Source organism: Umezawaea sp. (genome assembly GCF_057122925.1).
In genome coordinates, this window is the sequence record NZ_DBNGPQ010000039.1 from 35,417 (window position 1) to 47,843 (window position 12,427).

Genomic DNA, 12,427 nt, shown 5'->3' on the forward strand with positions numbered 1-12,427 from the left:
GGGACGCGTACCGACGGGGCGACAGTGCAACCGGCGGGACAGCGGGGCGAGTGCCGCGCTGCCGGGTCGTTCATGCGGCGAAGGACGCCGAACTGCTGGTGCGTTGGCCTGGTAGGCCGTCGAACAGCCCGGTCGAGCCGCGGGGCCGCCACAGCGGTACCGGGCCGGCGCCGGGCACGGGATCGAGCGCCACGGAGGCCGCCCGGTCCGCGGAGTCGAGTGCGCGCTGGACCACCATGGCGTTGGCCACGCTCTGCGCGACGCTGCCGACCGGCCGCACCCCGAACTGCACGGCGTCGGCGAAGTCGACGAGCTCGGCGCGGTAGCCGTTGTCGATGCCGCGGAAGACCGTCGTGCGGGCGGTGGCGTCGGGGCCGCTGCGCGTCACGCGGCGCTCCGACTCGGATCCGGCGAGCACGAGCACACCCTCGGTGCCGTACAGCCGCATGTCGTTGGGTTCGGGCGGCACCGGGATCTCGGGGTAGGACGCGGTGTAGCTGCCGATGGCGCCCCCGGTGAACACGAGGGTGAGCGCGAGGTCCGACGGTCCGTCCATCGTGGTGTTGGCCGTCTGCACGGCACCGTGCACCCGCGCGACGTCGCCGCACAGCAGCCGGATCTGGGCGATGTGGTGCACACCGGCGTCGAGGTGCACGCCACCCCGGTACCGCGGTCGCCGCCGCCACGGCGTGCTGGCGAACCTGCCCTCGTGGGGCAGCATCGTGCCGACGTGCCGCCACGCCATCAGGTGCGGGCGCCCGATGGCTCCGTCGTCGAGCAGCGCGCGGGCGTAGCGCAGGTCGTCGCGGTAGAAGAAGTTCTCCCCCACCACGAACGTCCGGTCCGGGTGCGCGTCCGCCAGCGCGAGGAACGCCGCCGCCTGCTCCGCGTCGCCCCCGGCCGGCTTCTCGCAGAGGACGTCCTTGCCCGCCGCGAGCGCGTCGCGCGCCACCTCGTACAGGTGCGGGATCGGGACCGAGACCAGCACGGCGTCCACGTCGTCGCGGGCCAGCAACGCGGCCCGGTCGGCGGTGCCCCGCGCGGGATCGGTCCCGCTGTAGTCGGCGAACCGCCCGGCCTGCTCGGCGGACCGGTCGGTGAACGCGGTGACCACGTACCGGTCGGCGAGCCCGCGCAACGCGGGCCAGTGCAGCTTCTCGACCGCCAGCCCGGTGCCGATCAGCCCCAACCGGATCGGCGGGATCGCAGGTGCTGCCATGCCTGGTCCGTCCTCGTCATCGGTTCCGGATGTCGGTCGTGCGGTGCGCTAGCGCCGCCGGGCGGCCCGCTTGGTCTTCCGCTCCTTCTCCGCGAGGAGCGTGGAGTTGTTGGCCAGGTGCTTGCGCATCGCGGCGCGAGCACCTTCCGGGTCGCGCGCCACGAGCGCCTCGTAGATCTCCGTGTGGTCGTGGGTGGCCTTGCGCAGCGCGGCGGGCGCCTCGTTGGTGATGCGCCTGCTGGCCGAGCCGAGCCAGCGGGCGGAGTACATGATCCGGTCGAGTATGCGGTTGTCCGCCGCCCGGCAGATCTCCATGTGGAACTCGTGGTCGACCTCGAGGTAGGCGTCGGGATCCGCTTCGAGCGCCGACATGCGGTCGATCTCGTCGCCGAGCCGGGCGAGCACCTCGTCGGTGATGCTGACCGCGGCCATCGCGGCGAGTTCGGGTTCGAGCAGGACGCGCATCTGGTCCAGTTCCCGGAGGAGCTCGGTGACGATCTCCTCCGGCAGCCACTCGACCAGCAGCGGGCTCAGGTAGTCCCACTCCGCGCGGGGGCGCACGACGACGCGGCGGCCCTGCGCGACGTCGACGATGTCGAGCGAGGCGAGGATCTTGAGGGTCTCCCGCGCCACAACGCGGGACACCCCGAACTCCTGGGAGATGTCGAGTTCCGACGGGGCCAGACCGCTCTCGAACTCACCGCTGACGATGCGCCGGGTCAGGTGTGCGGCCACCTGCACCGGGAGGGTCCGGACCTTGACAGCGTCCGGAGACTCTTGTCTCCTTTGCATGTCATCAGCTTATAGGACAAGCTAGGTCTGAGAACAGTCCGTGAACGTGCGCAACCCGGCGGCGGGAGAGCAATGCGGATCGTGAACGTCACGACGGCGGTGGTGGCCTACCACGGTGAGGCCACCCTGGTGCGGATCGACACCGACGAGGGCCTCAGCGGGTTCGGCGAGGCCAATCCCGACGCGGGCGCGGGCGCCGTCGTCGGGATGATCGAGTACCTGACGCCCCTGCTGATCGGCGAGGACCCGCGCAACGTCGAGCGGTGCTGGGAGAAGTTGCGGCGCAACAAGGTCTTCGCGGGCCCACAGGGCGGAGTCTTCGTGATCGCCCTGTCCGGGATCGAGCTCGCGCTGTGGGACCTCGCGGGCAAGGCCGCGGGCCAACCGGTCTACCGGTTGCTCGGCGGGAAGTTCCGCGACCGGATCCGCCTCTACGCCGACTGCGGCGACGGCGACGACCCGGCGGGCTCGATCGCCGGGTGCGTGGACCGGGCCCAGCGGATGGTCGCCGAGGGCTTCACCGCCATCAAGTTCGACATCGACAACCTGCACCACCCGGCCAAGTTCGACGCCTTCAACCACACGGTCAACAACGCCGAGCTGCGCTCGATGGTCGAACGCGTGGCGGCCGTCCGGGAGGCCATCGGGCCGGACGTCGACCTGGCCATCGACCTGCACGCCCGCTACGACGTGCCGAGCGCGTGCCGGATCTCCTGGGAGCTGGAGCCGTTCAACCTCATGTGGCTGGAGGAACCGGTACCGGCGGAGAACGTCGACGCGCTGGTGCGGGTGCGCGCGCAGACCCGCACGCCGATCTGCGCGGGCGAGAACCTGTACCTGCGCTGGGGATTCCGCGAGCTGCTCGAACGCGGCGCGGTGGACGTCATCGAGCCGGACGTGCCCAAGTGCGGGGGCCTCGCCGAGGCCAAGAAGATCGCCAACCTCGCGGAACTCCACTACATCCCCTTCGCACCGCACCTGGTGTCCACACCGCTCGGCACGATGGCCACGTCGCACCAGTGCGCGGCGATCCCCAACTTCTTCGTCCAGGAGTGGCACGCCCTGGAGGAGCGCGCGGTGTGGGACAGCTACGTGCACGCGCCAGACGGGAGCGGCTCGATCGTCAAGGACGGCTACATCACGCTTCCCGACACCCCCGGCATCGGTGTGGAACTCGACATGGACGGCGTGCGGGCGCACGCCGTCGCGGGCTACGGGGTGTTCGAGTAGCCGCCGCGGCTACGCGACCGCCGAGGACGCCCACCTGTCGATGAGCGCCGTGGTGGACGGCGCGTCGCGGTGCAGCGCGAGGTCGTGCCCGGCGTTCGGGATCACCGCGACCCGGACGTCGGCCGCGGCGCTGAACGCGCTCCGCTGGTCGGGTTCGAAGGCCGCCGGGTCGTTGCCCCGGTAGAGGTGGTCGCGGTCCCCGACGACGACGAGGACCGGCACGCGGACCTCCTTCGCGAAGGCCCGGCTCGCGAACTCCTGCCCGAAGCCCGGCACCTCCGCCGCGGTCGTGGTCGTCTTCGTCCGCTCGTCGGCGGTCGGCGTCGCCGGGTTCGTGCTCGGCAGGTGGTAGAAGAACGTCCGGGAGCCCGGCGCCGTGGTCAGGTAGTCCGCGGGCAGCCCCTTCCCGCCGAGAACGGGATCGGTGGCCGCGGGCACGAGTTCGGGGAACCCCTCGAACGACGGCGCGGTCCGGCGGTACAGGAACCCGGTGACCACCAGGGCGTCCACCTCGTCCGACGCGGCGGCCACACCCGCGGCGACCACGCTGCCGTACGAGTGCCCCACCAGGACGATCGGCAGCCCCTGGTACATGCCGTCGACCTCGTCGACGACGTGGCGGATCGACGCCACCTGCACGGCGGTCGTCACGGCGGCTGCCCGCGGCTTCGACGACGCGCCGGTGCCGACCCGGTCGAGCGCGATCACCAGCCACCCCTCCCGAGCGGCCTGCCGCGCCTGCGAGGCGACACCACCCCCGTCCAGGTCGAAGTAGTGGTGGTCGTAGGTGGTGCCGGGCACCATGATCTGCACTCCGCGCACACGCCCGGTCGGGGCGTACCGCTCGGCGTGGACCGTGGCCCACCCGACGCCGTCGACCCCGACCTCGACCCGCAGGTCGAGGTCACCGCGGTACCGGGCGTGCCGCTCGGCGGACGCGCCGCTCGGCACGGTGGTGACCGCTCCGACCACGGCGACGCCGATCGTGACGGCGGCCGTCCACCGGCGGAATCCGGTTTTCCTCACTGCTCGCTCCTCCAGCGTGGTGCTGCTCGGGTGACGAGCCGAGGATGCGTCCGGGCGGGCGGTCCCGTCCAAGACCGCTTCGATCCGCTGTGGTACCCACCCGGTATCACAGCAGCGAGGCCGTCCGGACCAGCCCGGCCAGGACGCGGGACCGGCTGTGCGCGGGCCAGGCGATGTGGGTGGTCACCAGGGGGGCGTCGACCAGGGGGACGGCGGCGTGCTCGTCCCACAGCCACGTGCGGGCCGACTCGGGGAAGACCGTCATGGTGCGGCCGAGGGCGATCAGCTGGGCCAGCTGCGTCTGGTCGTGGACCTCGGGGCCGGGGCCGGGCGGGTAGACGCCGTCGCTGGACCAGCGGGCGAGCGGAAGACCGGGGACGTCGGCGATGTCCGCCATGGACAACGTCGTGCGCGCGGCCAGGGGGTGCCTCGCGGGCACGATGGCCACCTGCTCCTCCGTCATCAGCTCGACGCTGTCGAACCCGGCGAGGGAGTTGAACGGCGAGTGCATGAGCGCCACGTCCGCGCGACCGTCGCGCAGCATCGCCTCCTGCTCGCACGTGCCGCTGGGCAGGATCTCGACCTCGGCGGCGCCGGGTTCGTGCGCGTAGGCGTCGAGGAGCTTGTCGAGCAGCTCGTGGAACGCGCCCGCCTTCACCGCCAGCACCAGGCGGTCCCGGCCGTCACCCGACCTGCCCACGCCCCCGGCGCGGCGGGTGCGGCGGACGGCGGCGGCGGTCGCGTCGAGAGCCGCCCGGCCCTCCTCCAGCAGGACCTCCCCGGCGCCGGTCAACGAGACGCCGCGCCGGTCGCGTTCCAGCAGGGTGACGCCGAGGCGGTGCTCAAGCCGCTGGATCGCCCGTGACAGCGGGGGTTGGGCGATGCCGAGCCGCTCGGCGGCCCGGCCGAAGTGCAGCTCGTCGGCCACGGCGACGAAGTAGCGCAGTTCGCGGGTCTCCACGGTGTCCATGCCGGAGCGTACCTCGCCGTGATACCTCCCGAGTATCACGGCGAGCCGCCCGGCGGTCGGTCACAGAGCGCGGAAGGCCAGCACCTCGTGGCTCGGGTAGCTGTGGAAGTTGTTGGCGGGCTCCACGAGGAGGAGCCGGGTGCAGCCGGTGTCGCCGTAGAGGGCGAGCCCGCGCTCCGTGACGTTGATGAGCGCCTTGGCGACGAACGGGAGCGCCGTGCAGCCCGCGCCGGGGTCGGCGTACCTCGCGGGCGTGGTGTTCGCCCAGACCGAGTCGTAGAAGCAGGCGACACCGGGCGAACAGGCCGTGCCGCCGGACGTGGAGGCCTGTGCGGCGGACGGCGCGCCGGTCACGGCCAGGGCCACCGCGGCGAACGCGGCGAGGACGTGCTTCTTCATGTCATACCTCCGGGTGGTGGTGGCGGCGGACCCCCTGGTCCGCCGGGTACGAGGAGCGCGGTGCCGGGTTCGCGGGGGTCACCCGTCCGGCCATCCCATCCTGGCGAGGGTCGCCCCGTCGGCCATTCCGGTCGCCAGCACCGCGCTGATCTCGCTCAACGCCTGCTGCTGCTCGCGGCTGAGGCGGTCGAAGACCAGCTCGCGAACCTGCTCGGCGTGCCTGCGCGCGGCACGCCTCACCTCCTTGACGCCCTCGGCGGTGAGGACGGCGCACTGCCCCCTGGCATCGGTGCCCGCCTCCTCGCGGCGGACCCAGCCGTCCCTGGCCAGGCGGTCGATCGTGTGGCTCAGCCTGCTGCGGTCGAACACGCACGCGGCGGCGAGGTCCGCCATCCGCATCGACCGGCCGGGCGCTTCGGACAGCCTCGCCAGCACGTCGTAGTAGGCGAAGGAGAGCCCGGACTCCCGCTTCAGGTCGCGCTCGACCCGGTCCATCAAGAGCTTGCTGGCCATGAGGAACCTGCGCCAGGTCACCTGCTCCTCGTCGTCCAGCCACCGGGTCTTCGGCATGGTTGTCCTCCGCGACTGGATCCTCGGTCCCCGGCGCGATCCTACCGGTCGCGCTGAATTTTCAACCACACCGCCGGAGCCGCGCTCAGGCCGCGGGCCGCTTGCGGCGATCCGACAGCGTCGGCAGGTGCCCGGTCAGCCCGCCGTCGACGTGGATCAGCTGACCGGTGATGAACTTCGACTCGTCCGACGCGAGGAACACCACGGTGTTGGCGACGTCGGCCTGTTCGCCGACGGTGTCGAGCATCTGGGAGTCCAGCACCATCCGCAGCGGTGCGGCGGCTTCGAGCTGGTGCGCCGCACCACCCTCCCGCTCCACGGCGGGTGGCGGGATCAGTCCGGGGACCACCGCGTTGCTGCGGATGCCGAGGTGCCCGAACGAGGTGGCCACCGACCTCGTCAGGTACTCGACCGCCGCCTTGCTCGTGCCGTAGGCGACCAGGGCCAGGTCCCCGCCCGCGGCCTGGATCGACGAGGTGTTGATGATCGATCCCCCACCGGACTCGGCCATGAGGGGGACGGCGTGCTTGCTGCCGAGGAAGACGCTGACCGTGTTGACCTCCAGGGTCCGCAGCAGGAAGTCGCGGCTGACCCCGACGACGTCGGTGTCCTGCTCGATCCACCCGCTGCTCACCAGTCCGGCGTTGTTCCACAGCACGTCGAGCCGTCCGTAGGCCTCCTCGGCGAGCGCCACGACGCCCGCCACGTCGCTCTCGACGGAGACGTCACCGACGTAGGACGTGACGTCGAGGCCGCTCCCCGCCAGTTCCTCCGCCCGGTCGCGAACGGCCGGGGACAGGTCCATCATCACGACGCGCGCGCCCTCGGCCGCCATCGCCCGCACCCCGGCGAACCCCAGCCCACCGGCCGCGCCGGTGACGATGGCCACCTTGCCCGCCACACGGTCCATCGACGAACACCTCCGCATGTAGTTGAAATTTCAGCACCCATCGCACGCTAGCACGGGATGCCGGAACCCCAACCGGACGACGGCGGGCGCTCAGCGCGGCGCGTGGGCCAACCGGGTGATCACGTCCACCGCGCCGATCAGGCTCCGACCCCGGTCGGTGAGGTGGTAGAGCACCTGCACGGGCGTGCTCGGAATCACCTCGCGGTGCACCAGACCGTGCTGTTCGAGCTCGGTCAACCGCGCCGACAGCATGCGGTCGGAGATGCCGTCGACCAGGCGGCGGTACTCCCCGAACCGACGCGCGCCCCTGGCCCCGGCCAGCAGGATCGCCGAGGTCCAGCGCCTGGAGACGAAGGCCATGATCCCGCCCGCCGCCTCGCAGCCCGCCGAGTCGATCAGGTGCGTCTGTACTTCAGCAGAACTAGTCACTTCTCCAAAGTAAGTAGGTTACCGGCCGATTGGCAAGGGAGGCGCACCGCCCGAAGCTGAGAACCATGTGTGAGACCAACGCTTTCCTGCCGCTCCACGTCGGCACCACCACCATCCGCAACCGCCTGTCCATGGCCCCGATGACCCGCAGCCGGGCCACCGAGCAGGGCCTGGCCACCCCCTCGATCGCCGAGTACTACCGGCAGCGCGCGGGCGCGGGCCTGATCGTCACCGAGGCCACCCAGATCAGCCCGCGCGGCAAGTCCTACCCGACCACGCCGGGCATCGGCACACCCGAGCAGGCCGAGAGCTGGCGGCAGGTCACCGACGCCGTGCACGAGGCGGGCAGCACCATCCACCTCCAGCTCTTCCACGGCGGCCGCACCGGGCACCCGACCATGCGGGGCGGGCTGGCGGGGCACGCGCCCTCGGCGGTGGCCGCGCCCGGCCAGACCTTCACCCCCGACGGGATGAGGGACCACGAGGTACCCGTGGCCATGACCGTCGAGGACATCCGCGACACGCTGCGGGAGTTCGCGGCGGCCTCGGCGCTGGCGATCTCGGCGGGCTTCGACGGCGTGCAGCTGCACGCGGCCAACGGCTACCTGCCGCAGCAGTTCCTCTGCCGGAACTCGAACCTGCGCACCGACGAGTGGGGCGGCAGCACGGAGAACCGCATCCGCTTCGTCGTCGAGGCCGTCCGGGCGATGGCCGGTGCGGCGGGCGCGAACCGGACCTCGCTGCGGATCTCGCCCGCCAGCACGATCCAGGGCATCGACGAGGGCGACAGCGAGGAGCTCTACGAGGCCCTGCTGGGCGAGCTGGCGGACGACGGCCTGGCGTTCCTGGACATCTCGGAAACCCCTGGCCACCGCGACCTGACCGCGGTGCTGCGCAAGTCCTGGCCGGGGGTGCTGGTGCTCAACCCCCACCGGGTCGCCGAGCCGGAGGCCCCGCACGACCGGGTCGCCGACGCGCTCGCCGCGGGCGCGGACGTGGTGGCGCTGGGCGCGCCGTGGCTGGCCAACCCCGACCTGGCCGAGCGCATCGCGCGGCGCGGCCCGTACAACGACCCGGACGGCTCGACCTTCTACGGCGGCACCGACGCGGGCTACCTCGACTACCCCCCGCTGGCGGCCTGACGTGGGCAAGCTGACGAACCGCACCGCGGTGATCACCGGTGGCACCGCGGGCATCGGACTGGCCACCGCCCGCCGCTTCGTCGCCGAGGGCGCGCACGTGGTGCTCACCGGCCGCCGCCCCGGCCTGCTGGCCGAGGTCGTGGCGGAACTCGGCTCGGCGGCCACCGGGGTGTGCGGCGACGCGAGCGACCCGGACCACCTGACCGAGCTGCTGGCGGTGGTGCGTGCCGGGGGCAGGGGGCTCGACGTGCTCTTCACCAACGCGGGCGGCGGCGCGTTCACCCCGTTCGGCCAGGTCACCCCGGAAACCGTGGACGAGGTGCTGGCGCAGAACCTGAGCGCGCCCTACCTCACCGTGCAGACGCTGGCCCCGGTGCTCAACGAGCACGCCTCCGTGGTGCTGATGTCCTCCATCGGCGCCACCGCGGGCCTGCCGGGCCTCGGCGTGTACTCCGCGGCGAAGGCGGGCGCCCGTGCGCTGGCCCGCACCCTCGCCGTCGAACTGGGCGGGCGGGGCGTGCGGGTGAACGCGGTGAGCCCCGGCTACATCGACACCTCCAGCGACCCGGAGGCCCGCGAGTACCAGCGGGTGGGCTCGGCGGGCATCCCGCTGGCGCGGGTGGGACGGCCAGAGGAGGTCGCCGGGGCGGTGCTGTTCCTCGCCTCCGACGACGCCAGCTACGTCACCGGGTCGGACCTGTTCGTCGACGGGGGGCGCAACCAGGTCTAGCGCACGGCGGAGGGCCGCCCCCGGTACCGGGGGTGGCCGGCCTGCGCCACCTCGGTAGACTGGAAAAACGTTGGTGGCTCACGAAGTCCACCACGTCGACCGGCCGGACGAGCGGGAGTGCAGGCTTCTGGTGGCGGAGCTCGTGGAGCGGGACGCCGAGCTGCGGGCTCTGCACCGGCTGGTGCTGCGGGTCAGGGCGGGGCACGGTGGCCTGGCGGTGCTGGACGCGGGGGCGGGTCTCGGCAAGACCGCGCTGCTGCGCCACCTGCGCGGGCTCGCGGCGGAGCAGGGGTGCGTCGTGCTGTCGGCCCGCGGTGCCGAGCTGGAGCGGGAGTTCGCGTTCGGCGTGGTGCGGCAACTGGTCGAACCCGTGCTGCCGCACGACGGGGCCGAGCGGCGGCAGGTCTTCCGCGGCGCGGCCGGCGCCACCGAGGGGCTGTTCGGCGCTGACGGCGGCCAGGCCGTTCCGGGGTCGCCGTTCCCGCTGCTGAACGGCCTGTACTGGCTGCTGGTCAACCTCGCCGAGCGGGCTCCGCTGGTCGTGCTGGTGGACGACGCGCAGTGGGCCGACCAGCCCTCCCTGCGGTTCCTGGGTTTCCTCGCGCGGCGGCTCGACTCGGTGGGGGTGCTCGTGACCGTGACGATCAGGTCCGCCGAGCACGGCGATGACGAGCTGGTCGACGACCTGCTGGCCGCCGACGACCTGACCCTGTTGCGCCCCAGGGACCTCAGCGCTCGCGGCGTCGCCCACCTGGTGCGCCGCGAACTCGGTCCCGGCGCGCAGGACGAGTTCTGCGCCGCCTGCCACGCCATCACCGGCGGCAACCCGCTGTTCGTCCGCGAGCTGCTGCGGGTGCTGGTGGCCGACGGGGTCACGCCGGACGCCGAGCACGCCGCCACCGTCGCGGAGGCGGGGCCGGGTGCCGTCCACTGGTACGTCGCCGCCCGGCTGCGCCGCCAGACGCCGCAGGTCACATCGGTGGCGCGGGCCGTCGCGGTGCTCGGCAACGACGTGGACCTCGCGGTGGTCGCGGCGCAGGCGCACCTCACGTGGGGGGAGACCGCGGCGGCGGCGCAGCGGCTGACCCGGCAGGGGATCTTCGAGCAGGCCGATCCCCCGGCGTTCGTCCACGCCGTCGTGCGGGACGTGGCGCTGTCGCTGATCCCCGCGGCGGACCTCTCGGCCGAGCACGAGCGGGCCGCGACCGTGCTGCTGCGGGCGGGCGGGTCGGTGACCACGGCCGCCTCGCACCTGCTGCGCACCGTCCCCGCGGGCGAGCCGGACCGGATCGGGACGCTGGCCGCCGCGGCCAGGCAGGCGTTCCAGCACGGCGCTCCGGAGAACGCGGCGGTGTTCCTGGTCCGCGCCAGGGCCGAACCTCCGCCTCCCGCGCTGCGTGCCGAGATCAGCAGGCAGCTGGGCAACTGCGAGGCGCACCACCTCGCCGTCGACGCCGCCGGGACCCACCTGCGGGAAGCGCTCTCCCTGGCGGACGCGGGGAGGCAGCGGGCGCTCTGCGCGTACAGCCTGGCCCGGTTCCACAACGCCTGCGGCGATCCCCGGCAGGCCATCCCCCTGCTCCGCCGGGCGTTGGACGACCTGGCGGGTGTGGACGACCCCGCGCTGGAACCGGAGGTGGAGGCCGAGCTGATCGGCGTGGCGCGGTCCGACCTCGCGGGGCGCGAGGTCCTCCTGCGGCACCTGGAGTCCTTCGACGCCAGGCCGGACCGCCCGGACGCGGTCCTGGACTCGCAGCGGTCGGTGGAGGCGGTCTTCGCCGGGCGCCCGGCCGAGGAGGCGGTCCGGCTCGCGCGGTCGGCGCTCGCGGGCGACGCGCTCACCCCGGAGCGGTCCGGGCTGTGGTCCGCCGTGCACACCCTGATCGTCACCGACCGGCTCGACGAGGTGGAGCGGCGGACGCAGCGGGCGCTCGACACCGCCGTCGACCGCGGCCTGCTGTTCCCGATGGGCGTCATCCGCGGTTACCTGGCGCGGATCGCCCTGCTGCGCGGCGACCTGCGACTGGCGGCCGAGCACGTCGAACTCGGCACGGCGGCGGCCCCCCGGCCGAACGTCGGCCTCCCCCTGCTCGACTCCACGGCGGTCCACCTGCTCGTCGAACGGGGCCGCCTCGACGAGGCCGAGGCCGTGCTGGCCGACGGCGAGCTGTCGGGCGACCGGCTGCCGAGGTCGTCGACGCACCTGTGGCTGCTCGAAGCGCGTACCCGCCTGCGGCTCGCCCAGGGCGACCACGTCGCCGCGCTCGCGGACGCCGTCGCGTGTGGACGGTCGTTGCGGGGCTGGGGCGTGGGCGGCGTCTGGGACGTGCCCTGGCGACTGCTGGCCGCGCACGCCCACCGCCTCGCCGGGAACCACGGGGAAGCGGCCTCCCTCGCGCACGAGCAGCTGCGGCTGGCGCGCGACTTCGCCGTGCCGCGGCACATCGCGGTCGCGCTGCGCGCCGCGGCCGGGTCCGCGGCCCCGGCCGACCAGCACGGGCACCTGGTGGAAGCCGCCGACCTGCTGCGCGGCGGACCGGGCAGGCTCGAACTCGTCCACGTCCTGGCGGACCTCGGCGCGGTGCGGCAGCGCGACGGCGACCGGGAAGCGGCCAGGACGACGGTCCGGCGGGCGGCCGAACTGGCGGCGGAGTGCCACGCGGTCGAGCTGGCCGAACGGCTCCGCGCCGGGCTGGCGGCGAGCGGTGGTCGTGCGCCCCGGCTGCGCCTCACCGGCCTGCACGCCCTCACCCCGTCCGAGCAGCGCGTCGCCAAGCTCGCGGCCGACGCGCTGACCAACCGCGAGATCGCCGAGCGCCTCTTCGTCAGCGAGAAGACCATCGAGGCCCACCTGAGCCGCACGTTCCGCAAGCTCGGCGTCCGCTCCCGCACCCAGCTCGTCACCCGCCTGACCGCGACCCCCTGAGCCCCCCGCACGGGCTGAGCGGCCAAGACGAGGGGTTCCTGTAGGGGTTTCCCGGACGAGCGCGGGTACCGCCCGCTCCTAGCG

12 protein-coding genes are annotated in these 12,427 nt (G+C 73.3%); 4 read left to right on the forward strand and 8 right to left on the reverse strand.

Going from position 1 to position 12,427, the window contains the following annotated elements; genetic code table 11:
- Nucleotides 1-70: 70 nt before the first annotated feature.
- A complete protein-coding gene (locus AC156L_RS05885) occupies nt 71-1,219 on the reverse strand; it encodes a Gfo/Idh/MocA family protein (RefSeq protein WP_330876246.1) in 1,149 nt (382 codons plus the stop codon).
- A 48-nt stretch (nt 1,220-1,267) separates the two neighbouring features.
- Entirely contained in the window at nt 1,268-1,954 is a 687-nt protein-coding gene (locus AC156L_RS05890; protein WP_330876247.1) for a FadR/GntR family transcriptional regulator, read from the reverse strand.
- A gap of 129 nt (nt 1,955-2,083) precedes the next feature.
- Here AC156L_RS05890 and AC156L_RS05895 point away from each other — a divergent pair, with 129 nt between their 5' ends.
- Nucleotides 2,084-3,241 (forward strand): mandelate racemase/muconate lactonizing enzyme family protein, encoded by a 1,158-nt coding sequence (locus tag AC156L_RS05895; RefSeq protein ID WP_330876248.1) that lies wholly within the window; start codon nt 2,084-2,086, stop codon nt 3,239-3,241.
- Between the two features lie 9 nt (nt 3,242-3,250).
- Here the strand turns inward: AC156L_RS05895 and AC156L_RS05900 are convergent, their stop codons facing one another.
- The 6 genes from AC156L_RS05900 to AC156L_RS05925 all read right to left on the reverse strand — a co-directional run bounded on the left by AC156L_RS05900 (nt 3,251) and on the right by AC156L_RS05925 (nt 7,545).
- Nucleotides 3,251-4,267 carry an alpha/beta hydrolase gene (locus tag AC156L_RS05900; protein ID WP_330876249.1) on the reverse strand — a complete coding sequence of 339 codons (1,017 nt, stop codon included), beginning with the start codon at nt 4,265-4,267 and terminating at the stop codon, nt 3,251-3,253.
- A gap of 106 nt (nt 4,268-4,373) precedes the next feature.
- Nucleotides 4,374-5,237, reverse strand: coding sequence for a LysR family transcriptional regulator (locus AC156L_RS05905; RefSeq protein WP_330876250.1), 864 nt, complete (start codon nt 5,235-5,237; stop codon nt 4,374-4,376).
- Between the two features lie 60 nt (nt 5,238-5,297).
- The gene (locus AC156L_RS05910) at nt 5,298-5,636 is read right to left on the reverse strand and encodes a hypothetical protein (protein ID WP_330876251.1); all 339 of its coding nucleotides are present in this window, start codon (nt 5,634-5,636) and stop codon (nt 5,298-5,300) included.
- Nucleotides 5,637-5,714: 78 nt separating this feature from the next.
- Nucleotides 5,715-6,206, reverse strand: coding sequence for a MarR family winged helix-turn-helix transcriptional regulator (locus AC156L_RS05915; protein WP_330876252.1), 492 nt, complete (start codon nt 6,204-6,206; stop codon nt 5,715-5,717).
- Nucleotides 6,207-6,291: 85 nt separating this feature from the next.
- Nucleotides 6,292-7,116: an SDR family NAD(P)-dependent oxidoreductase gene (locus tag AC156L_RS05920; RefSeq protein ID WP_330876253.1), complete on the reverse strand. Its 825-nt coding sequence runs from the start codon at nt 7,114-7,116 to the stop codon at nt 6,292-6,294.
- Between the two features lie 90 nt (nt 7,117-7,206).
- On the reverse strand, nt 7,207-7,545 hold the full coding sequence (locus AC156L_RS05925; protein WP_330876254.1) for a winged helix-turn-helix transcriptional regulator: 339 nt from the start codon (nt 7,543-7,545) through the stop codon (nt 7,207-7,209).
- Nucleotides 7,546-7,610: 65 nt separating this feature from the next.
- On the opposite strand from AC156L_RS05925, the gene AC156L_RS05930 reads away from it, so the two are divergent.
- From AC156L_RS05930 to AC156L_RS05940, 3 genes are all read left to right on the forward strand, one after another.
- Nucleotides 7,611-8,687, forward strand: coding sequence for an alkene reductase (locus AC156L_RS05930; protein ID WP_330876255.1), 1,077 nt, complete (start codon nt 7,611-7,613; stop codon nt 8,685-8,687).
- Between the two features lies 1 nt (nt 8,688).
- Nucleotides 8,689-9,417: an SDR family NAD(P)-dependent oxidoreductase gene (locus AC156L_RS05935; RefSeq protein ID WP_330876256.1), complete on the forward strand. Its 729-nt coding sequence runs from the start codon at nt 8,689-8,691 to the stop codon at nt 9,415-9,417.
- 73 nt (nt 9,418-9,490) lie between these two features.
- A complete protein-coding gene (locus tag AC156L_RS05940; RefSeq protein ID WP_330876257.1) occupies nt 9,491-12,343 on the forward strand; it encodes an ATP-binding protein in 2,853 nt (950 codons plus the stop codon).
- The last annotated feature ends 84 nt before the right edge of the window (nt 12,344-12,427 follow it).